Genomic DNA, 20,258 nt, shown 5'->3' with positions numbered 1-20,258 from the left:
CCTGAGACCTCCTCCCTATCAGTACGGAGTGCGCTAAGCCCCCGCGCCGAACTCGACCACGGCACGGCCGCGCAACCTGCCCTCGCGCAGCAGTTCGAGGGCCTTCGCGATCTCGGACAGGTCGAACCGCTCGACCTCCACGCTGAGCTCCCCCGCGGCCAGGCGCTCGATCAGCGCCGGGGCCACCTCGCGAGCGCGCCGCTCGTGCCGGACCATGTTCACCGGAAGCAGCGCCACATCGTCGAGCAGCCAGGACGGCAGATCGACGGTGACGGAGGCCCCCAGCACGTAGCCGATCACGACGGCCCGGCCGCCGGGACGGACCCAGCGCGAGCGCTCGACCAGTGCGCTCCCCCCGAGCGTGTCGACCAGCAGGGACGCCGAGCGCGCCGCCGCCAGCTCCGCGACCGCCTCGGCGTCGTCGGTGACCACCCCGCGGATCCCCTCGGGCACCTGGCCGAGCTGGCCGGCCCGGCCGACCACCCCGGTCACCGTGGCTCCGGCCAGCCGGGCCTGCTGAGCCACCATGGCGCCGACCGCGCCGGCCGCGCCGGTCACGATGACCTCCTCGCCCGGCTCCAGGCGGGCGACGTCGTTCAGGGCGACGTACGCCGTGGTTGTCGGTACGAAGAACGACGCCGCGACCTCCGGAGGCAGCGGCGACGCCAGCGGGGTGACGGCCTTGGGAGAGACGCTGAGGCGTTCGCGCCAGCAGCCGTCGCGCAGCAGGCCGAGCGCGCCACCGCGAAGGAGCACCTGCGTACCCGGAGCCAGGGTGTCGGACTCCAGGACCACGCCGGCGGCCTCGACGCCGCCCACGTACGGAAGCGGGGGCTTCATGCCGAAGGACCCGCCGGCGACGGTCAGGTCCAGATGCCCCAGCGCCGCCGCCCGTACCTCGACCAGCACCTCCCCGGGCTTGCGTACGGGCTCGGGCAGCTCCTCCACGATCGGCGGGGCGCCCCACTCGTGGAAGCGGGCCCCGCGCATCAGCCGCGTCCCTTGCCGGAGAAGCCCGCCGCCGAGCTCTTGGCCAGGAAGGCCAGGCTGAGGGGGTTGTAGCGGGCGGCCTGCTCGTGCTGCGGCCAGTGGCCGCACTCCTCGAACAGCTCCAGCTCCGAGCCCGCGATGGCCTCGTGCATGGCGGTGGCCTCCGGCACGTCGCCGAACGGGTTCTTGCGGCCCCAGACGATCAGCGTGGGCTGGGTGATCTTGGCCAGATCGTCATGGCGAAGGATGTTGCGCAGGCGGGTGTCCATGTCCTGCAGGCATAGCAGATTGTCGAGGTTGTTCACGAACTCGGGCTCGTGGTAGATGGCGTGGCGCACCTCCACCAGCTCTTCGGTGGCGTCGGCCGGGTCGGCCATCAGCAACCGCAGCCGCTTGCGGGTCAGCTCCACGTCATCGCTGACCACGGCCTCGCGGGTGCTCGTCCGGATCCGCTTCATGACCTCGGGGTTGGCCACCGTCCCGCCCGCGCAGAGCAGTTGCAGGCTGGCCACGCGGTCGGGGTGGTCGATCGCGGTACGCCCGCCGACCCAGCCGCCGAGCGACTCCCCCACGATGTGGGCGCGCTCGATGCCCACCGCGTCGAAGTAGGCCAGCAGGTGATCGACATAGCGCGGGATCTCATAGGCGTAGTCGGGCTTGCCCGTGTAGCCGTGGCCCAGCATGTCGATGGCGTGGCACTCGTAGTCCGCCGCGTGCGCGGGCAGGTTGCGGGTGAACGCCTCGAGGTGGCCGCTGGTCCCGTGCAGGAACACCACGGGCTCGCCCGACCCGGCCCGGAGGCTGCGGGTAGGCACTCCTGCGGCGTCCACGTACGAGACGCTCAGGCTCAGGGGGCTCAGTTCGGTCCAGATACTCATCGTCACCTTCAGCGGTCGAGGGCGGGCTTGTCTTGGTTGATGCGGTGCACCTGGGTGTTGCTGCGGGCCGCGAGCAGGCGGCCGAGGATCACGGCCAGTGCGACGACCGGCACGGCGATCAGCAGCTTCGTCGATCTGGACATGCTCATCTCCATGGGTCCTTGAGGGAGTTCAGGAACCCGGTGACCACCGCGTGGTAGGCGCCCGGTCGTTCCTCCTGCAGGTGGTGCGAGGCGTGGTCCATGATGTGCAGGTTCCCGCGCGGCACCATGCGGGCGAGCATGAGCGGATAGTCGGGGGTGAGGAAGGCGTCCTGCATGCCCCAGAGGAACAGCGCGGGCGCCTGGATCTGGCCCAGTTCGGCGGTGAGGTCCTGCCATTCGCCGCGGGGTGAGTCCGACATGGCGGCCAGCTCCCGCTCCCCGGGGTCCAGGCTCTGCTCGTAGCGCAGGTCCAGGGTGGCCTCGGGCAACCGGTCGCCGTCGTACCACTCCAGCCGGGTGATGAGGTCGCGCATCTTCTGCCGCGTGGGCCCCTCGCCCCCGTAGTAGACGTCCCGCGCGTTGCGGCCACGGCGGCCGCCCTCGGGCAGGGGGGCGAGCGGGCCGTAGAACACCGGCATGCTGCCGGTGATGACCAGGGAACGCACCCTTTCGGGGTAGCGGGCGGCCAGGCACAGCGCGATGGTGCCGCCCCAGGAGTTGCAGACGAAGTCGGCCTTCTCCACACCCAGCGTGTCCATGAGTGCGACGGTCTTGGCCGCGTGGAAGTCCCACATCGGGCCGGTGATGAGGCACTTCTCCGACTTGCCGTACTGCAGGATGTCGACGATCAGGCAGCGGCGGTCGGCGGCGAACAGGGGCGCGACCGGGCCGAAGTCGCTCCATCCGGTGCAGCCGGGGCCGCCGCCGTGCAGGAAGATCGTGTCCGCCCCCGAGCCCAGGTCGAGGTAGTGGTATTTGACGCCGTCGGCGTCGGCGTACGAACCGGTGGGGGGTTCCATATCGCCTCCCTTAATCATTGGTCTCGTCCATCTCGGCGCGCGTCCGCGTGGTGGTGTCGACCGCCACCCGTACGAGCACCTCGCACAGGCGGCGCATGGCTCTGACGTCGACGGTGTTCATCCCACGGGCGAAGTCGACGTCGAACTCGCTGGAGACGACCTTCGGCATGCCCACCCGGGCGGTCGGGATCCCCCGCGCCCGCAGGATGTTGGCGTCGGTCGCGCCGCTGTTGCCGTCGATGGGCTCGTGCGGGCGCCCGGCCACGCTCTCCCAGGCGCGAACGGCACTGCGGACGACCCAGTCCTCCGGCGGTGTGCGCGTGCCCGGGATGGCCAGCACCATCTCGACCGTCAGCGCCACGCCCAGCTCGGCCGACAGCCCGCGGACGTACTCCGCCAGCTCCCGCTTGGCCGCCAGCGGCGGCGTGCCGGGCGCGATCCGCAGGTCGAGACGGATGCGGCAGGCCGCGGACGTGACCGCCGGCATGCGCTCCCAGCCGCCGGCGATCGAGCCGATGATCCCTTGGGGCGCGGCCGTCGCGGTGCGGTGACGCTCGGGATAGGCCGCCAGCCACCCCTCCAGGCGCGTCACCACCTTGGCGGCGGTCACGATCGGGTTCTGGTACGGCAGGCGGTGCCGGCTGCCGGCGTAGGTGTGGATCCCCGGTACGACGATCTCGAACCAGCACAGACCGACCTCTTCGTGCGCGACGAAGTCGCCCGGTTTGGCGATCACGGCGTAGTCGGGCTGCCAGCCGCGTTCGAGCAGGAAGGAGCAGCCGGCGCCCTGCCCGGTGTTCAGGCGGCCGGTGCCGTCGATGGCGTTGGTCGGCATGCCGCCCGCCCCGAAGGCGACCAGCAGGTCTCCGGCGGGCCGTACGCCCACCGAGGCCAGGGCCTCGCCCACGAGGAGGACGCAGGCCGCGTGGCCCTTGGGGTTGCTCGCGCCGAGGCCGGTGACGTAGGGGCCGTCGCACTGGGCCTCGGCCCGCATGTCGGGCCGCAGCCCAGGGCCGATCCACGGCACGTCCTCGTCCGGGTCGCCGGTGGTCAGGGTGTCGATCGGGGCGTACAGCATGAGGTCGGCGCCCGTACCATCGCCCCTCAGCCGGCCGATCGCGTTGGCCTGGCCGTCGTCGATGCGCTGCAGGTGCGACTCCAGGCCCGCGGCGGCGAGCCGTTCGGCCAGCCGCCGGGCCAGCGGCTCCTCCCCTCCGGTGGGGCTGGCGATGGAGGTGACCTCCACCGCGGCCTTGCGCAGCCGGGCCTCGGTGATCGTGGCGAGGGCCTCGGTCACCAGCCGCTCGCGCTCGGCCCCGTTCATGCTGATCGGGCGGGCTCGGCGGCAGGCACGGCGGCGGGCTCGATGACGGCGACGCCCATGCCGGTCAGCCATTCCGGCATCGGCGCGTAGGCCAGCCTCCGGCCGGGTGCGAAGCCCAGTGCCGCCGCCATGGTCAGCCAGGTACGCAGTTCCTGGCCGCCGTTGCCGGCCACCGCCTCGATCTCCGCCGTGGACAGGTCCGCGTACCGCGCCAGCTCGCCCTTCTCCAGCGCGGCGAGGAACTCCTCGTCGAACTCCGGGAAGATGGTCGGCCGGGCGGCGGTGATGATCTGCCGCCTGCGCGCGTCGTACCGCTGCCAGTCGCCCCGGCCCTCGCGCCAGGCCTCGACCAGGAACTCCTCGTCCTCTCCTTCGGGGTCCTGCCAGCGGCTCGGCCATGGGAGCCGGTGCGACAGGCCGCCCGAGGCGATGACGGCGACCCGCAGCTCGTCCGGCAGCGCCGCCACCGCGGCGGCGATGTTGCGCCCCAGCTCGACGCAGCGCCGCATGAGCGGCAGCGGCGTGGCGAACACGTTGACCACCAGCGGGATCACCGGCACGTCGAGGTCACGCAGGAGGTACTGGATCGCGTGACTCTGGCCGTGGTCGATCTGCAGCTTCGCCGAGATCGCCACCTCGGTGCCCGCCGAAACCAGGGATTCGGCGACGGCCTGGGCGACGGCGGGGTCGGTGCGCTGGGGCCCGGACGGCGTCCCGGCCTCTCCGGAGGAGACGACCTGGTCCACCCCGAGGGTGAAGGCGGGGATCAGGTCCAGCCAGAAGCCCCGGAAGTGGTTCGAGCCGATGATGATCGCCACGTCGGGGCGGGCTTCGGCGAGGGCGTCGCGGGCCGTGCCGAGCGCGTCGCGGAAGCGTTCGGCGTCGTCTTTGTGCTCGACCTGGTCCCAGTGCGTGTTCATGAGCGTGGAGTGGGACGCGCCCACGCCCAGGACGATCCTGGCCATCAGCCGGCCTGCTTCGGCGGCCGGACGTCCTGCTTCGGAGACTGCGCGTCCTGTTTCGGCGGCCGGGGGTCGTCGACGGCGAGCCCGGAGGCGCGCAGCCGTTCGATGCGCTCCTCTGTGACGTCCTCGGCGAGCTTGCGCCACTGCAGGAGCGAGTCGTCGGGACGATAGAGCCGTTCCGGCGGCGCGTCGGTCACCTCGACCATCCATTTGTCCTGGCCGGAGAACTGGCCGTGGAAGAGCCAGCGGACGGCGCCGAGATACTTGGCGTAGAAGGGCAGCGTCTTGACGCCCTTCTCGAAGTTGGCCATCGCGCCGACATAGAGATGGTTGTCGGCGTCGACGGGCACGTAGAACTCGTAGTGGATGAAGGTCGGGTAGACGATGCGCAGCACGCCCGGCATGCTCACCGAGGCGAAGCCGGGGAAGTCCTCGGCGGCGATGGCCGGGTTCACCTTGCGGTGGCTGCCGGTGTTGCCGATGTTGGCGACCTGCTTCGGCGGCTTGAGCTTGAACCACGCCTGGTTGTTCCACCGGCCGAGACCTGGGAAGTCGGCGTCCCAGTGCTGGGCCTCCTGCACCCGGTAGATCCAGCGGCCGCGGCGCTCGATCCGCGTCTCGTTCCACACCGGCATGGCCTTGAACAGCCGCCACAGCGCGGTGCGGTGCAGGTACTTCGCGTGGCCCTCGTCATAGCCGTTCTCGCAGGCGAAGCGCCAGTTCCCCTCGCGCGCCTGGATGCGCGCGCCGATCACGGCGGGGTTGTCGCGCAGCTCCTCGGGGAGCTGGTCGTCGATGGGCGGCGCGTCCTCGCCGTCCCCCACGAAGATCCACACCATGCCGAGGCGCTCCTCGACCTCGTAGGTGGGCTGGGTCACCTTGCCGCAGATCGGCGACTGCGGCCCGTCGGTGATCGCCGCCTTCAGATCGCCGGTCTCCAGGTCGAAGGTCCAGCCGTGGTACGCGCACGAGATCGTGCCGGGGAACTGCTGGTTGCCGTAGCTCAGCGGCACGCCCCGGTGCGGGCACCGGTCCTTGAGCGCGTACGCTTTGCCGCCGTCACGGATGACGACGATGCGCTCGCCGAGCAGGGTGATCGCCTTGGGCTTTCCCGTGATGTGCGAGGAGAACGCCACCGGATACCAGTAGCCGCGAAACCCGCTGCCGGCACCCTGGTAGTGGGGCCAGCTCGACCAGTCCTGGCGTCCGGGCAGCTTGCCCCGTCGTGACGGCCGGCGTCTGGCGACACCCCCGCTCGCAGCCGGCGCACCCGCCTCTGCACTCATTCTCGCCTCCGCTTCCCATGGCTTGTCGGGTGGCCGGTAGAGGCGTTCAGACGCGCCGCTCGGCCACGACACGCAGTTCACCACCGGCGCGGCCGGGCGGCCCAGCGGATCATCCCGCCCAGCGGACCGTGTCCCACTGAGCGAGCCGCGTTCCGGTCAGCGGTCCGCGACCTGCGAGTTCCCGTCGCCGGGGTGTGTAGCTTCCCTGGCTTGACAGGCGACTACCGGGAGGACCCAGGTGGAATCAGCATGATCCAGACCGACATCGTGATCATCGGAGCGGGACCGACCGGCCTCTACGGGGCCTACTGCGCGGGCTTCCGCGGCTTGCGGTCCGTGGTCGTGGACGCGTTGCCTCAGGTCGGCGGGCAGATTTCGGCGCTGTACCCGGAGAAGGAAGTACGGGACGTGGCCGGCATCCCCGGCATACTCGGACGCTCGCTGGTGGACGCGCTGACGGCCCAGGCGGCGACTTATGACCCGGTCTACCTGTTGGGCAGGCAGGCCGTCGAGCTGCGTCGTGACGAGAATGAGCGGCCCGTGGTGGTGCTGTCCGACGGCACGGCCGTACACGCGCAGGCCGTCATCCTCACCTCGGGCATCGGGACGTTCACCCCGCGCCCGCTGCCGGCCGGTGAGGAATGGCTCGGCCGGGGGCTGACGTACTTCGTGCCGGACCCGTCGGAACACGCCGGTCGCGATGTCGTCGTCGTGGGCGGCGGGGACAGCGCGGTCGACTGGTCGCTCGCCCTCGCGCCCCTGGCCAGGTCGGTGACCCTGGTGCATCGCCGGGCCGCGTTCCGCGCGCACGCCGCGGGCGTCGAGGCCGCCCGGGTCGCGGGGGTGCGCATCGTGATCGACAGCCAGGTGGTCTCCCTGTCGGGCGGCGAGCGGGTCGAGAAGGCGCATTTGCGTACGCGAGGCGAGGGGGACCGGGCCCTGCCCGCGGACTCCGTCATCGCGGCCCTCGGATTCATCAGCGACCTCGGCCCGCTCGCGGACTGGGGCCTGGAGCTGCGCGGCAGGTCCGTCCTGGTGGACCAGCGCATGCGAACGAACCTGCCCCGCGTGTACGCGGCCGGCGACCTCACCGAGCACGCGGGCAAGGTCCGCCTGATGTCGGTGGGCTTCGGCGAGGTGGCCACCGCGGTGAACAACGCCGCCGTCGAACTGGACCCCGAACTGGGCCTCTTCCCCGGCCACTCCACAGACGCCGCCTGACCCCGTACCCCACCCAGAAGACAGGAGAGATCCATGAGCTATGTCATCGGCCCGGCCTGCATCGACGTCAACGATCGCGCGTGCGTGGACGTGTGCCCCGTCGACTGCATCTACGTCGGCGACCGCAAGAGCTACATCAACGCCGCCGAGTGCATCGACTGCGGGGCCTGCGAGCCGGAGTGCCCGGTTGAGGCGATCTTCGTCGACCGTACGGCGCGCGGCGACGAGACGCGCACGCTCTTCCTCCAGGACGCCAAGGACTTCTTCACCGAGGTACTGCCCGGCCGCGACGAACCGCTCGGCAACCCGGGAGGCGCCCGCAAGGTCGGCGACCTCAACACCGACACCGCGCTGGTGACCGGCTACGACGGCTGAAAACCGCGGATGTCCGGAGTGAGCACTTCGGACATCCGCGGCCTTCAGCGTACGGCGTCAGCGTCCGGTGAACCGGGGCGGGCGCTTGTCCAGGAACGCCTGGAGTCCTTCGGCGGCGTCATCGGTGTGGATCAGCTCCATGACCGCCTCGCGCTCCACTTCGAGCGCCTCTTCGATCGGCAGGCCGTACCCGGCGTCCACGACGTGCTTGAGCAGGCCGATCGTCCCGGTCGGCTTGACCGCCAGGCTCTCGGCGTGCTCGGCCACCACCCGGTCGAAGTCCTGGTCGTCGGCCACCACGTCGACCAGCCCCAGATCGAGCGCTTCGCCCGCCGACAAGCGCGTACCGTCGATCATCAGCCGCTTGGCCCGATGCGGGCCGAGCAGGCGCGGCAGGCGCTGGCTGCCGCCCGCCCCCGGGAACAGGCCCAGGTTCATCTCGGGGAAGCCGATCGTCGCCGAGGCCGCCAGGATGCGCAGGTCACAGGCGAGGGACAGCTCGGCGCCGCCGCCCAGGGCATGACCGTTCATCGCCGCGATCACCGGCTTGGGCGCCAGTTCCAGCAGGCGCTGCACCTCGATCCAGCGGCGCATCTTCACATGGTTGGCCGTCGAGAGGTCCCGCATCACGGCGATGTCCGCCCCCGCCACGAAGAAGCGGCCGGTGCCGCGGATGACGAGGCAGCGGACCGTGACGTCCTTGGCCAGCTCGGGGATGATCTCCAAGAACTCCTCGATCATCGCGGGGTCGACGGCGTTGGCGGGCGGCCGGTCGATGACGATCGTGGCCGTCCCCCCGTCGCGCCGTACGTCCAGGACCGGCCGGTTCGGCTGGTTCATCGAGACTCCAAAGTGTCGAGACCCCGGGCTTCAGCCGCGGGGAGGAGGTCGTGGGTCAAGGGGGCGGGTGTCATTCCAGGACACCGCGGTCGCGTACCTGGTGTCATTCCAGGACGCCCGCGTCACGTAGCCGGGCGAGCTCCGCCTCGTCCATGCCGAGCAACTCCTTCAGCACCATGTCGGTGTGCTCGCCGAGCAGGGGCGCCGGTGCCGTGAGCGCTCCGGGGGTGTCGGACATGCGGATCACGATGCCCTCGTGCCGTACCGGACCCGCGATCGGGTGATCCAGCACCGGGTAGAAGCCACGCGCGGCCAGGTGCTCGTCGGCTTCCACCAGGTCCCGCCCGGTGGCGACGACGGCGGCGGCGATGCCCAGCCCTTGCAGCTCGGCCGCCAGTGATCGGCCGTCGTGTCGCGAGCACCAGACCGCCAGGGCGTCGTCGATCTCGTCCTCGCGCCCGCGCCGCTCCTCCAGCCCGGCAGAGGCCAGCGCGGCCAGCTCCGGCACTCCGGTGTGCTCGGCGAGGCGCCGCCATTCCTCGTCCACGCGTACGGCCAGCGCGAGCCAGCGATCGTCGCCGCTGGTCGGATAGACACCGTGCGGCACCATCCGCGGATGCCGATTGGGCCGCACCACGGCACGCGGGTCCCCGGACCCGGCCTCGGCACGCGAGTCCCCGAGCTCGGCCTCGAGTACGGCCGGTCCCATCGACGCGGCCATCGCCTCCAGCTGGGAGAGATCCACATGACCCGCCCGACCGGCCGCGATCATGTCGAGCACGGCCAGGACGGCCGAGTTGGCGGCCACCATGTCCCCCAGCCCGAACGTCAGCCCCTGCGGACCTTCCCCGGGGTCGGCGGTCTCGCTGGTGAGCCCGGACATGGCGGCGAGTGTGTCGGCGAAGGTCACCGCGTCCCGCCACGGCCCGCTCTGCCCGACCCCGGCCATCGACACCAGGATGACGCCCGGGTTCAGCTCCGCCATCCGGTCGTAGGACAGCCCCCACTTGGCGAGCACGCCGGGGCTGAAGTTCTCGATGACCACGTCACACTCGGCGACGAGCCGCCGCAGCACCTCGCGGCCCGGCTCGGTACGCAGGTTGAGCGCGACGCCGCGCTTGCCCCGGTTGAAGTTGATGAAGTAGCCGCTGTCGTCGAAACCGGCGTCGGGGCGCAGTCTCATCGACGGGGCGAAGCGCGTGGGATCCTGCCGGTGCCGAGATTCGATCTTGATGATGTCCGCGCCGTGCTCCGCCAGCGTCTTGGTCGCGTACGGGCCGGCGAGCACCCAGGTCAGGTCCAGAACACGGACCCCGGCCAGCGGGCGCCCGGTGCCCGTCGCCGCCCGGCGGCCCCGGGGGTGCGCGGTCCGCCAGGGGGCCTCGATGGGGGCGGGAAGCGGCTCGGTGAGGCGTACCGGGCGCGGTGGCTCCGCGGCGGGGAAGGGGAAGCCCACGTCCGTGACACCATCCTCCGGTAGGCCCTCGCCCAGGACGCGGGTGAAGAAGCCGCGCGCGACGAGCTGGGGGTTGGCGGGCAGGCGCGCCGCCGTGGCGACCTCGGCCCACGGCAGCGCCCGAGCGCGTCCTTCCTCGGCCACCGACGCGGCGGAGCGTTTCGCCACGAACCTGGCCACGATCTCGTCCACGTGCTCACGGCCCCGCCAGCGGAAGACGGGATCAGACCACTTCTCCTCGGTCAGGTCCGCCGCCTCGCCCGACTCCGCCATCCAGGCGAGCAGATCCGTCCACATACGATCACTGCCGGAGTAACCGCCCGCGACATGACCGTCCGCGGCGCGGAAGACGCGGTGCGCCACGTGCTCGTACACCCCGCCGTTGCGGGAGGGGTACCGGCCGGCGTGGATCCAGGAGATGGCGGCCGTCTCCAGCGTGGCGGCCACCGCTTCCTGCACGGAGACGTCGATGAGCTGCCCCCGCCCGGTACGGTCGCGGGCGATGACGCCGAGCAGCGCCGCGATGGCCGCGTGCGCCCCCGCGAGCTGGGTGGCCTGCTCGCGGGGCGGCGGCTTGGGCTGCCCGCCGGGCTGCCCGCCCAGCCAGCCCATGCCACCGGCGGCCGCGGCCACTAGATCGTCGGCTCGCCAGGCGCTCCGGGGGCCGCTCGTGCCGAACGGCGTGACCACGACATGGACGGCCCGCGGCCAGCGCGACGACACCGCGCCGGATCCCGCGCGCACGCCCGCGAGCTCTTCGAGCGGGCCGCTCTCGATCACCACGTCCGCCTGCGCCACGAGCCCGTCGAGCGCCTCGGCGCTCTCGGGTACGCCCACGACCCGCTTGCCCGCGTGCCAGTGCAGGGTCTCCGCGCGCGACAGCACCGCGGCGGCCGGACGTTCGACGCGTACGACGTCGGCCCCGAGCCCCACCAGCAGCCTCGCCCCGTTGAAGGCCAGCTCGTCGGTGAGGTCCAGAACCCGCAACCTGTCCGGCACACCCGCTCCTCTCAGCGGCACGTATTGACGGCTCGAACGTAGAGGGCCGAATCGCCGGGACGCGAACATCCCGGTCTGTCCAGCGGTCCGGGTGGCCATCCCGGTCTGTCCGACAGCCCTCGCGGTCAGGCGATCCCCGCGCCGACGTCCCACGCGTCCGATCGGTCAGACAATCGCCGCGCCCGCGTCCCACGCGTCCGATCGGTCAGGCGATCCCCACGCCAGCGTCCCACGCGTCAGGCGGCACTCCGGCGCCGCGCAGCTCACCCTTGACGACCTTCGTGGCGGCGTTGCGCGGCAGGTCGTCGAGTACGCGCACGTAACGCGGAACGGCGTGGCGCGGGAGCCGGTCGAGGCACCAGGCGTACACCTCCGGCGCCCGGACGACGGCTCCGGGCGCGGCGCTCACCGCCACCAGCACCTCCTCCTCGGTCAGCTCGGAGGGCACACCGACCGCGGCCACGTCGAGGACACCGGGCATCGCGGCCACCACCTGCTCGACGTCCCAGGTGGCGATGTTCTCGCCGCGCCGCCTGATGACGTCGGCGCGGCGGCCGGCGAAATAGAGGAAGCCGTCGTCATCGAGCCGGCCACGGTCCCCGGTCGTGAACCAGCCGTCGCGCAGGACCTTCCCGGTGGCGGCGTCGTCGCCGGCGTACCCGCTGAAGATGATCGACCCCGCTCTGGGCCGCGCGGTGATCTGCCCGACCTGTCCCGCCGGGAGCGGCCGGCCGTCCTCGTCCCTGATCACCACCTCGTACTCCGGGACGGGCCGGCCGGCCGAGCCCGGCCGCCGGACACCGGCCGTGCTCACCGCCACGTCGGCGAGCTCGGTGCACGCGTACGCCTCCAGCAGCGGCACGCCGAACCGGTCCTGGAAACGCCTCGTCAGGGCTTCCGGTGCCGGTCCCCCATAGGCGCGGCGCACTTGGTGGAGACGGTCGGACTCGGTGGCCGGAGCCCGTTCGAGGATGGCCGCCACGGCGCCCATGAAGTTGAACGCCGTGACCCCCTCCCGCCGGCAGATGTCCCAGAACCGGGAGGCGGAGAAGCGCGAGTGGGCCACCAGCGTGGCACCGGAGATCAACGCGGGCAGCAATCCCGCGTGCCTGACGTTGATGTGGTTCCAGGGGAACACGTTGAACAGCACGTCCCCCGGCTCGTACCCCATGGCCCGGGCCACCCGCCTGGCCTGCCGGACGCCGGCGAAGTGCGGCAGCAGCGCGCCCTTGGCCCGGCCGGTGGTGCCCGAGGTCGCCATGACGACGGCCGGATCCGCCGGTCCCGGACGCCACTCCGGCAGGCGGCGCGGCGCGGCGAGCAGGTCGTCCATGTCCACCGACCCCGCCAGCTCGGCCCGTGCCCGCTCGGTCACGAGCACCACGCGCTCCATCTCCGCGGCCAGGGCGACGAGGTCGGGATTGTCATGTACGGCGTCCGTCCCGGCGATGAGCACGCGCGCCCCGGTGGCCCCGGTGAGGTGCCGAGCCGTGGGAAGCCGGGCGTCCAGGGCCAGCGGCACCTCGACGGCACCGAGCCTGGCCAGGGCGAACATCACCTCGACCAACCGCGGACCAGGACGCAGACACGTGACGACCCGATCGCCAGGGGACACCAGACCCGCGAGCCCACGCGCGACGGCGGTGGCCCGCGCCCGGCACTCCTCGACGCGGAGCGACGTGCCATCCTCGAACCGCACGAGCTCCGTCTCCGGCGCGACGGCCGCGCGACGCTCCAGCACGTCGAGCATCGTCTCGGGCGAGGCCGTGACATCGTCCGCGTTTTCCATGGTCTCCCTCACGATCGGCACTATGTGAGGATGTCCCATGCCTCATCCAGGAGACGACAGCGGGTGGAGGTTTCAGGATTGGGCCTCGCCGAACGCACGGAATTTCACGGGTGGGCCTCGACGAACGCGCGGATCAGGCCGAGCGCCGACAGGTCGTAGACCTCCTCCACCGCGTTGGCCGCCAGGTGGCAGATGCGGAAGCGGGCCGGCGGCGTGATGCCGAGCCGGGTGTTCTGCAGGTAGGTGTAGTTGATCAGGACGCGGTAGCGCAGGAAGTCCGGATCGGCGAAGACCCGGTCGTGGTAGGTGTGGCTGGAGAACATCAGCCGGTGGAAATCGCTGAGTCTCGGGATGGCGAGTGCCTCCTGGTGGGTGCCGGGGCGGATGAGCCGGCCGCGGGCGATCAGCGGTTGGGCGCGGCGGCCGTACTCGGCGATCAGGTCAGCCCATTCACCGACGAAAGGGACGGGCGCGCCGGTGGCGCTTTGGGCGCTGGTGCTTACAGTGCCTGTGCCTTCGGTGCCTGTGGCTTGGGTCCCTGTTCCTTGGGCGCCCGTTCCTTGGGCTGCGGAAGTGCCGTCGAGGGTCGCGATGACCGCGCGCACCCTGCCGGTCAGCTCGTCTCGCCGGGCCTGGTAGTCCCGTTCGAAGCCCGCCCGTACGGCGCCGGGGTCGGCGCAGCGGGCCAGGAAGCCTTCGGCGTGGGAGCGGTAGGAGACGAAGCTGCGGGTGATCGGACCCATGGCGGTGTGGGAGGTGGCCAGCATCAGCGCCATGGCCAGGCCCTCCTTGGTGTCCTGGCCCGAACGGACATGTCGCAACATGTCGAGCAGCAGCGGGGTGCTGTCGGTGTGGAAGTCGGCCAGCAGGTCGGCGGCGTCCTCGTCCAGCGCCTGGTGCCGGGCGTCGTAGGGGGCGTTGTGGAGGGAGTTGTCGGGATACCAGGGGGTGAGCGGGCCGGGATCCTTCTCCTGTTCGGCGAGCACCCGGTGCTGGGCGAGCAGCGCGCGCTCGTCGAGGACGGCGGTGGAGGGGTGGGCGCGCAGGTAGGAGCCGATGATTTCGTCGATGGCTTGCCGTACGGTATCCGCCCAGGTGGCGGGGTCGGTCTTGACATTGAGCCGCAGGTGGGGACCCCGGCGCCAGTGCCGTAGCACGTGGACGGCCTCGACGGTGCCGCTCAGGTGGCGCAGCAGCGGGCCGACGGCGTCCAGCAGCAGGTCATCCTGGCCTGGCACGTCGTGGTAGGAGATGTGGACGCTGTGCCAGCGGGACGGCTGGAGGGGGGTCATGGCGAATTCACCTCTCGTGAAGTGCGGCCAGAGTGCGCATGGTCAGCAGGGCCAGGCGGTTTTCGGCGGCGGGCGTGATGCCCAACCGGTTGTGCAGGAGGTGCGTGCAGCGCAACAGGATGTACGGGACGGCACGGGCCGTGAGGGCCCCGAGCTCTGGGGGCTCCAACGCCTTGGCGACGGCAGGGGCTGACTGCTCCAGCGCCCCGGCAATGGCATGGGCTGAGGGCGCCCGTGCGCTGACGTTGGCAGGAGGCTCCAGTGCGCTGGCCAGGAAGGCCGCCGGCGACCCCAGGTCGGCCGGGTCGGGCAGGGCGGCGCCGAGTTCGGTCAGGCGGTCGCGCAGGGTACGGATGGAGGACGACCAGGCTGCCAGCGGCCCTGGGATCGGCCGGTTCCACAGCCGCCGCGTCTGCCGCAGCAGGCCGCCGGCCTCTCGCCGGAAGACCTCTTCCACGTCAGGTGGCACCGGAGTGGCCCCGAGCCGGAGCGCGAAGGCCTGTGCCGCGACCTGCGGGTCGGGGAGGTAGGCGGCCATGGTGAGGGTGTAGGCGGCCAGGCCGATCGCCACCCGCCGCCCTTGAGCGGGGCCAGTGGCGAGGATCTCGCAGGCAAGACGGCTGGAGTCGGTGAAATGCTCCTCCACGGCCGCGATGCGGGCTCCCTCGCCGTAGACGTGGTGCTCGGGCAGGTAGGTGATGAACTCCACCGAGTCGTTGGCGTACAGGCGGTCCTCGTGGTCGGCCCGGCGTTCGGCGTGGGCGAGGCGGGCCGCCAGCGCCTGGTAGTCGGCGGAAGGGATGTCGCGCACCGACGGATGCTCGGCGAAGTAGGCGTCGGCCCGCCGCCGGATCAGGCCGCGAATCCGCCCGGCGTCGCCGCCACCCCGCGGTTTCACCCTGAGCCGCAGGTGAGGGCCACCCTCCCAGTAGCGCAGGAAGAAGAACCCGGCCAGCTCCTCCCGCAGCTCCCCCTCCAGGGGCGCGATCACCTGCGCGATCAGGTTGTCGAGGGACCCCGCGTGGAAAAGGTGGGCGCTGATCCAACCCGGCACCGCACCAGATCCCACGGGAGCGGTCATGGGCGTTCTCCCGTGGCGGTGAGCTGGAACATGTACTCGGTGACGCGCCTCTCGTCGTCGCCGTAGCGCGGATTGTCCGCGAGGTCGGGCAGCACCTCCTCCAGCACCACCAGATCGCCGGGGTCGCTCGCGGCGCGGGCCAGGTCGAACAGCAGGAAGCAGTTGGCCGCGTCCACGTACAGCGGTTTGCGTGCCTTGGTGAAAAACCCCTTCGCCCTGTCCGCGGGGAGGACCCGGGCGAAGAACCGGCGCGGAATGCCGTGCTCGGCCAGCCAACGGGCGAACCGCACCAGGTAGGCCGCCTCGCCCTCCCCCTTGCCGGGGGTGGGCAGCTCCCCGGCGGGCAGCCGCCAGCGGGCGCGGGCCAGCGTGACCCGCCCGACTTCCAACCGCGGCCACCGCCACCCACCGCTACTCTCCCCGCCGCCACTCTCCTGACCGCCGCTCTCCTGACCGCCGCCCAGCCGCTGTCCGGGCGGCAGCGCCACCGGTGGCTCGCCGAAGACGCGCACCAGAAACGAGTACGCGGGAGGCAGCAGATAGGGGGCGAGGAGCCCCAGATGCATCGGACGTACCTCGGAACCGCCCGCATCGCGCAGCACGACCAGCTCACGCTCGGCCTCGTAGCTGACCCGCAGCTGCGCCGGTGTCAGGGCGTCCGGGCTGTCGTCTGTGGTGAAGGGGTAGTCGATCGCCCGCCCCACCGCCGGCCGCAGATTGAGACTGGTACCGAACGCCGCCAGGCACTCGGCCACCTCGTGGCGGTCGAGCTCCGGGGTTTCGTGACGGTCGAGCGCGGAGATCTCGTGGCGGTCCGGCACGGGGGTCTCGTGACGGTCCCGCACGGGGATCTCGTCGGTGACCCGCGCCAGCAGGTGATGCAGGCGGCCCAGCCCCCGGCCGTACCCGCAGGCGATGGTGTTGACCACCAGGCCCGGTCCCTGCGGCGTGGTCAGCGCCTGGCCGTAACAGCAGATGGAGCGGGGCGCGCGGACGTAGCGCGGCCAACCGGCGGCGAGCTTGCGCACCAGCGCGGGATCGACCCGGATCACCCCCGACGGGTCCTCGCTCGCGGCCCGCAGCGTCCGCCACGTCTGGCGGCGCAGCTCGGCGAGGGCGGGCGCGCCGTCCCCGGGGTTCCCGCCCGGCGGCGGGTGCAGCAGGGCTCGCAGCTCGGCGGTCTGGTGGGCCTGCCGGTAGAACCTCAGGAACGGTACCGACGCGGACGGCCCGTATTCCTCCCGGAACAGAGCGGTGGCTGCCAGCTTGACCGGCAGGTCCATGTCCAGCAGCCCCAGCAGCTCGCGTACGGCGTCCAGATCGTCGAAGACCGGCCGCCACCGCTCCTTGCCGCATCGGGTCACGCCGCCGATCAACAGGGTCGTCTCCGGGCTCGGGGTGACGAGCCGCACCGGTCCCTCCCCCAGGCTCAGGCTCCGCGCCTGCTCGTCGATCTGCTCGGCCCGGTGGGCGCGTTCGGCCGCACAGGTCAGATCGGGGTAGGTGGCCACCGCCTCGTCGAGCCGCCGAAGCGCGGCGGCGGCGGGGTGGTCGGCGGGCAGCCAGGCGATCAGCTCGCCGAGGGGGTCGCCGGACTGGTCGGCGTAGGGACGCCGCCGTTCCAGCAGCCCCGCCTCCAGCAGGACCGCCACGACCCGCGCCACCTGCCCGTCGTGTCCGTAACGAGCACGCAGCGCCTGCCCGGTCGGGTGCGTCGCGGTACGGACGGCGTCCAGCACGGCGCGTACGGCGTCGACGGCCGGCACGCTTCTGATCGGCTCGCTCGGACCGGCGCCCAGGAACCAGATCCGGCCCTCGTCCTCTGTCGCCGAGGGATTGACCCGTAGCCGTACGCGGTCGACCAGCTCGGGCCGGTCGGCGAGCGCCTGCCAGATCCGCTCGACGACGAACGGGTGCAGCTCGGCCACACCCCGACGTACCAGACGTTGAGCGGGAACCACCGCCGGTCCGTGCTCCGTCCAGTGGCCGAACCCGGCGGCGGTGAAGGTCGCGTACGGGCTGGTCTTGGCCGCCACCCGGGCGACATACCGGGTCAGCCGCAGGAGCGTCTGCCGCCCAGGTACGGCGTCCGCCTGGCCGGCCAGCCACTTGTCCAGCTCGGCCGACAGCACCGGGCTGCTCTGGGCCAGGCCGTGGCGGAAGGCGTCGGCGGCGACGACCTCGCGCAGCCGCGTCGTCTTCTCGCGCCGCTCCGCCGCCAGCACGCCGGGCAGCGCGCCCTCCAGCTCGTCACGCCGCTCCAGATGGTCCAGCCACGCCGTGATCCGCTGGCCGAGGCCGTCCGGCAGCGCCCAGAGCACCTCCTCCGATCGGGTACGAGCCTGCGGGGCACGCGTACTGAACAGCGCCCGGCGCAGCGCGACCAGCAGCGGCTTGAGGTCGGGCCGAGCGTTGTCGCCGATCACCTCGTGCAGTGCCTCGGACAGGGCCGCACCCTCACTCGCCACCATGGCCGAGAAATCCAGCAGCTCGTCGACGAGCGACCAGGTGCGGGTGAAGCGCAGGTCTTCCAGGTCGCCGACCGCCATCCCCGCCACCCGCACCCCGAACACGGGCGAGAGAACCGAGCGAGCCTCGCCCTGGTCCGCGTGGCTGCTCTGGGGCATGCGCATCACCTTTCGAGCCGTTCAAGCCGGTCGAACCCTTCAAGCCGATCGGACCGATCGGACCGTTCAAGCCGATCGGACCGATCGGACCGATCGGACGGATCGGGCCGATCGGGCCTTTCGGGTCGTTCCTGGCTTTCGCGACGGCGGAGCGGTGTGCCCGCGCCCTCGGGCTCGGGCACACCTGATCAGGACGTGATCTCGGTCAGATCTCGTCGGACGGGAGGGCCAGGCAGCTACCGCCGCCGCAGAAACAGCCGAACGACGCGGCGTTCTCAGTCATGCCGTGGCCCGTGGTAAGAAGCTCGATGGAGTCGGCGGGCAGCACCTCGATGCTGTCCACCACGAGACCGTCAAGGTCGAGCTGGATTTTGTCGGACATGGTTTTCCTTTCTCCCTTCATATGGGGGATGGATGGCACCCACGCTTGTCGTAGGTGTGGTGCCGTCGCCTGAGCCGACGCCGTCCACCGCCGGAGCGGGGAGACGCCGGATGAGCGACGGGCCTGTGGGGGGTCGGCCGAGCAGCAGGAAGCTCAACGCCTGCCTGCGACTGCCCGTCAGACCGAGTGCCACCTCAGTGGCGGGGGTGGTGCCGTCGGAGTGGATGCGTGAGGTGAGACCGAGCGCGGCGGCGGCCAGCGTGGCGCGGTGGACGGCCAAGCCTGTCTCGGCCTGCTGAAGGCGGTACCAGCGGTCACCGAAGCACTGGACACCACCCAGCGGGTCGCCCACCGGAACGAGTACCGCCGCCGCACTCCGCAGAGCGACGCGGGTGTTGGGCGCCAGTGGTCCGCCGGTGATCCGTGCGGCGGGCTCGGCGGCGATCCGTAGCAGGGCCCGCTGTTCGGCGTCGTAGTGGTAGGCCCCCACCGGCAGGCCCTGGACGCGCAGCGCGAGCACGCACAGCGTGATCGTCGGCGAGATGGAGGACAAGTCACCGGGGTAGGTGGCGGAGGCGGCGGCGAGGATCTGGGCGAGCGCCTGGGCGCTGATCGGCTCGGGCCGGTATCCGACGATGGGCGAGGCCCGGTGGGGAATGCCGTCGGCGAGCCGTATGGGGGTGACGTCCGGCAACGAGAACCGTGGTTCTCCTCCTGGCGTCGCGCTGGGCTCAGGATCGGCGGGACAGACATCGCGCGCCGATGTGGTGGTACGAGAGGCGGTGAGCTCGGGATCGGCAGGGCGGCCATCGCACGCCGACGTGGTGGTATGAGAGGCGGTGAGCTCGGGATCGGCAGGGCGGCCATCGCACGCCGCGACAGTGGTCCGAGTGGCGGCGTGTAGAGCGGCCAGGTAGGGCAGCCGGTCATTGATCGGCGGCGGGTCCACGGGCCAAGGGGCGAGACCATCGGCTGTGGGCCGACGCAGGGAGTGGGCGGGCCGGGACGCGAGATCATCGGCTGGGGACCAACGCGGGGAGTGGGCGGCGTCGGCCTGCCGTACCGGCTCATGGGGGGCGCCTGTGAGAGTGAGCACGGCCAGCACGCTCTCCGCGGCGGTGTCCAGACCGAGCAGCCGGTCAGCTGCGGCGTCGTCGAACAGCAGATGGACCGATGCCCCCAAGCTCAGCTTCTCGGCGAATGCGACGGCCTGGGCGGCGAGGACTCCAATCTCCTGACATTGCAGGCGATACGCGAAATCGCCGTACTTGAAACCGGTACGCCAAAAGACGGCGGACAGCACCAGCACCAGATCGGGTGGCTCGGGCGGGGGCGCGGCGAGCAGGCCGGTGAGTGCCTGGCGGTGGTCGCCGGAGTGCAGCGTCTCCAGGGCGTGATGCACCGGGTCGTAGTGGAACAAACCGCTGGGCAGACCGGGACCGCCCGTGGCGAGGTAGCCCTCGATCGGATAGAGCCCGCCGCCAGAGGGCGCCGGACGGCCCAGGGTGATCCTCGGCGCTCCCTCGGCCGGCCGCCCCTGCTCGTCGACCGGATGGACCCAGTCGACCCGGACCAGGCCGAGCAGGTCACGCAGCAGTTCGCCGACCGGGCCGGAGGGCAGTGGGAGGCGGGTGGCACCGAAGTAGCGTTTGTACCGCGCCGGGGCGGCGCTCCAGTCGGCCGGGCCTGGCGCGCGACCCCGCAGGGCCTCCAGATACGTGCGGATCGCCGCGCCTGCCGCGTCCATGGC

The 20,258-nt window shown here is 71.7% G+C and carries 17 protein-coding genes; 2 read left to right on the top strand and 15 right to left on the bottom strand.

Annotated features, from left to right (window positions below):
- Nucleotides 1-33: 33 nt before the first annotated feature.
- Genes ACQP2T_RS26520 through ACQP2T_RS26490 form a run of 7 tightly spaced genes read right to left on the bottom strand, consistent with a single transcriptional unit; the run spans nt 34 to nt 6,446 of the window.
- Nucleotides 34-990, bottom strand: a complete 957-nt coding sequence (locus tag ACQP2T_RS26520; protein ID WP_433518741.1) for a quinone oxidoreductase family protein — start codon at nt 988-990, stop codon at nt 34-36.
- Entirely contained in the window at nt 990-1,868 is an 879-nt protein-coding gene (locus tag ACQP2T_RS26515) for an alpha/beta fold hydrolase (RefSeq protein WP_433518740.1), read from the bottom strand. The genes ACQP2T_RS26520 and ACQP2T_RS26515 overlap by 1 nt, the downstream gene beginning before the upstream one ends.
- Nucleotides 1,869-1,876: 8 nt before the next feature.
- Nucleotides 1,877-2,011: a hypothetical protein gene (locus ACQP2T_RS26510; RefSeq protein WP_433518739.1), complete on the bottom strand. Its 135-nt coding sequence runs from the start codon at nt 2,009-2,011 to the stop codon at nt 1,877-1,879.
- A gap of 2 nt (nt 2,012-2,013) precedes the next feature.
- Nucleotides 2,014-2,871 carry an alpha/beta fold hydrolase gene (locus ACQP2T_RS26505; protein WP_433518738.1) on the bottom strand — a complete coding sequence of 286 codons (858 nt, stop codon included), beginning with the start codon at nt 2,869-2,871 and terminating at the stop codon, nt 2,014-2,016.
- Between the two features lie 10 nt (nt 2,872-2,881).
- A complete protein-coding gene (locus ACQP2T_RS26500; protein ID WP_433518737.1) occupies nt 2,882-4,195 on the bottom strand; it encodes a M20 family metallopeptidase in 1,314 nt (437 codons plus the stop codon).
- Nucleotides 4,192-5,160 (bottom strand): hypothetical protein, encoded by a 969-nt coding sequence (locus ACQP2T_RS26495; RefSeq protein WP_433518736.1) that lies wholly within the window; start codon nt 5,158-5,160, stop codon nt 4,192-4,194. The genes ACQP2T_RS26500 and ACQP2T_RS26495 overlap by 4 nt, the downstream gene beginning before the upstream one ends.
- Nucleotides 5,160-6,446: a Rieske 2Fe-2S domain-containing protein gene (locus ACQP2T_RS26490; protein WP_433518735.1), complete on the bottom strand. Its 1,287-nt coding sequence runs from the start codon at nt 6,444-6,446 to the stop codon at nt 5,160-5,162. Before ACQP2T_RS26490 ends, ACQP2T_RS26495 begins: the two co-directional genes overlap by 1 nt.
- A gap of 249 nt (nt 6,447-6,695) precedes the next feature.
- Here ACQP2T_RS26490 and ACQP2T_RS26485 point away from each other — a divergent pair, with 249 nt between their 5' ends.
- Together ACQP2T_RS26485 and ACQP2T_RS26480 are read left to right on the top strand one after the other, a co-directional pair.
- A complete protein-coding gene (locus tag ACQP2T_RS26485; RefSeq protein ID WP_433518734.1) occupies nt 6,696-7,667 on the top strand; it encodes an NAD(P)/FAD-dependent oxidoreductase in 972 nt (323 codons plus the stop codon).
- A 33-nt stretch (nt 7,668-7,700) separates the two neighbouring features.
- On the top strand, nt 7,701-8,042 hold the full coding sequence (locus tag ACQP2T_RS26480) for an indolepyruvate ferredoxin oxidoreductase subunit alpha (RefSeq protein WP_433518733.1): 342 nt from the start codon (nt 7,701-7,703) through the stop codon (nt 8,040-8,042).
- Nucleotides 8,043-8,099: 57 nt separating this feature from the next.
- On the opposite strand, the gene ACQP2T_RS26475 is transcribed toward ACQP2T_RS26480, so the two are convergent.
- From ACQP2T_RS26475 to ACQP2T_RS26440, 8 genes are all read right to left on the bottom strand, one after another.
- Nucleotides 8,100-8,882, bottom strand: coding sequence for an enoyl-CoA hydratase/isomerase family protein (locus ACQP2T_RS26475; protein ID WP_433518732.1), 783 nt, complete (start codon nt 8,880-8,882; stop codon nt 8,100-8,102).
- A 103-nt stretch (nt 8,883-8,985) separates the two neighbouring features.
- Complete coding sequence (locus ACQP2T_RS26470) at nt 8,986-11,337, bottom strand: CoA transferase (protein WP_433518731.1); 2,352 nt, start codon at nt 11,335-11,337, stop codon at nt 8,986-8,988.
- A 205-nt stretch (nt 11,338-11,542) separates the two neighbouring features.
- A complete protein-coding gene (locus tag ACQP2T_RS26465; RefSeq protein ID WP_433518730.1) occupies nt 11,543-13,138 on the bottom strand; it encodes an AMP-binding protein in 1,596 nt (531 codons plus the stop codon).
- Nucleotides 13,139-13,230: 92 nt separating this feature from the next.
- On the bottom strand, nt 13,231-14,418 hold the full coding sequence (locus ACQP2T_RS26460) for a thiopeptide maturation pyridine synthase (RefSeq protein WP_433518729.1): 1,188 nt from the start codon (nt 14,416-14,418) through the stop codon (nt 13,231-13,233).
- A 7-nt stretch (nt 14,419-14,425) separates the two neighbouring features.
- Nucleotides 14,426-15,499, bottom strand: a complete 1,074-nt coding sequence (locus ACQP2T_RS26455; RefSeq protein WP_433518728.1) for a lantibiotic dehydratase C-terminal domain-containing protein — start codon at nt 15,497-15,499, stop codon at nt 14,426-14,428.
- The gene (locus ACQP2T_RS26450; RefSeq protein ID WP_433518727.1) at nt 15,496-18,126 is read right to left on the bottom strand and encodes a lantibiotic dehydratase; all 2,631 of its coding nucleotides are present in this window, start codon (nt 18,124-18,126) and stop codon (nt 15,496-15,498) included. Before ACQP2T_RS26450 ends, ACQP2T_RS26455 begins: the two co-directional genes overlap by 4 nt.
- Nucleotides 18,127-18,331: 205 nt before the next feature.
- Complete coding sequence (locus ACQP2T_RS26445; protein WP_433518726.1) at nt 18,332-18,508, bottom strand: thiomuracin/GE37468 family thiazolyl RiPP peptide; 177 nt, start codon at nt 18,506-18,508, stop codon at nt 18,332-18,334.
- Nucleotides 18,480-20,255 (bottom strand): SagB family peptide dehydrogenase, encoded by a 1,776-nt coding sequence (locus ACQP2T_RS26440; RefSeq protein ID WP_433518725.1) that lies wholly within the window; start codon nt 20,253-20,255, stop codon nt 18,480-18,482. The genes ACQP2T_RS26445 and ACQP2T_RS26440 overlap by 29 nt, the downstream gene beginning before the upstream one ends.
- Between the last annotated feature and the right edge of the window lie 3 nt (nt 20,256-20,258).

The sequence above is a fragment of the Nonomuraea sp. CA-143628 genome (assembly GCF_050942315.1).
In the GTDB taxonomy this organism is placed as follows: Bacteria; Actinomycetota; Actinomycetes; order Streptosporangiales; family Streptosporangiaceae; genus Nonomuraea.
The sequence above is the reverse complement of the archived record's forward strand: the minus strand, read 5'-3'. Positions and strand labels throughout refer to the sequence as shown.

Coding starts and splice junctions, on each gene's coding strand:
- ACQP2T_RS26520 (WP_433518741.1), bottom strand. CDS start 990: ATGCGCGGGGCCCGCTTCCACGAGTGGGGCGCCCCGCCGATCGTGGAG.
- ACQP2T_RS26515 (WP_433518740.1), bottom strand. CDS start 1,868: ATGAGTATCTGGACCGAACTGAGCCCCCTGAGCCTGAGCGTCTCGTAC.
- ACQP2T_RS26510 (WP_433518739.1), bottom strand. CDS start 2,011: ATGTCCAGATCGACGAAGCTGCTGATCGCCGTGCCGGTCGTCGCACTG.
- ACQP2T_RS26505 (WP_433518738.1), bottom strand. CDS start 2,871: ATGGAACCCCCCACCGGTTCGTACGCCGACGCCGACGGCGTCAAATAC.
- ACQP2T_RS26500 (WP_433518737.1), bottom strand. CDS start 4,195: ATGAACGGGGCCGAGCGCGAGCGGCTGGTGACCGAGGCCCTCGCCACG.
- ACQP2T_RS26495 (WP_433518736.1), bottom strand. CDS start 5,160: ATGGCCAGGATCGTCCTGGGCGTGGGCGCGTCCCACTCCACGCTCATG.
- ACQP2T_RS26490 (WP_433518735.1), bottom strand. CDS start 6,446: ATGAGTGCAGAGGCGGGTGCGCCGGCTGCGAGCGGGGGTGTCGCCAGA.
- ACQP2T_RS26485 (WP_433518734.1), top strand. CDS start 6,696: ATGATCCAGACCGACATCGTGATCATCGGAGCGGGACCGACCGGCCTC.
- ACQP2T_RS26480 (WP_433518733.1), top strand. CDS start 7,701: ATGAGCTATGTCATCGGCCCGGCCTGCATCGACGTCAACGATCGCGCG.
- ACQP2T_RS26475 (WP_433518732.1), bottom strand. CDS start 8,882: ATGAACCAGCCGAACCGGCCGGTCCTGGACGTACGGCGCGACGGGGGG.
- ACQP2T_RS26460 (WP_433518729.1), bottom strand. CDS start 14,418: ATGACCCCCCTCCAGCCGTCCCGCTGGCACAGCGTCCACATCTCCTAC.
- ACQP2T_RS26455 (WP_433518728.1), bottom strand. CDS start 15,499: ATGACCGCTCCCGTGGGATCTGGTGCGGTGCCGGGTTGGATCAGCGCC.
- ACQP2T_RS26450 (WP_433518727.1), bottom strand. CDS start 18,126: ATGCCCCAGAGCAGCCACGCGGACCAGGGCGAGGCTCGCTCGGTTCTC.
- ACQP2T_RS26445 (WP_433518726.1), bottom strand. CDS start 18,508: ATGTCCGACAAAATCCAGCTCGACCTTGACGGTCTCGTGGTGGACAGC.
- ACQP2T_RS26440 (WP_433518725.1), bottom strand. CDS start 20,255: ATGGACGCGGCAGGCGCGGCGATCCGCACGTATCTGGAGGCCCTGCGG.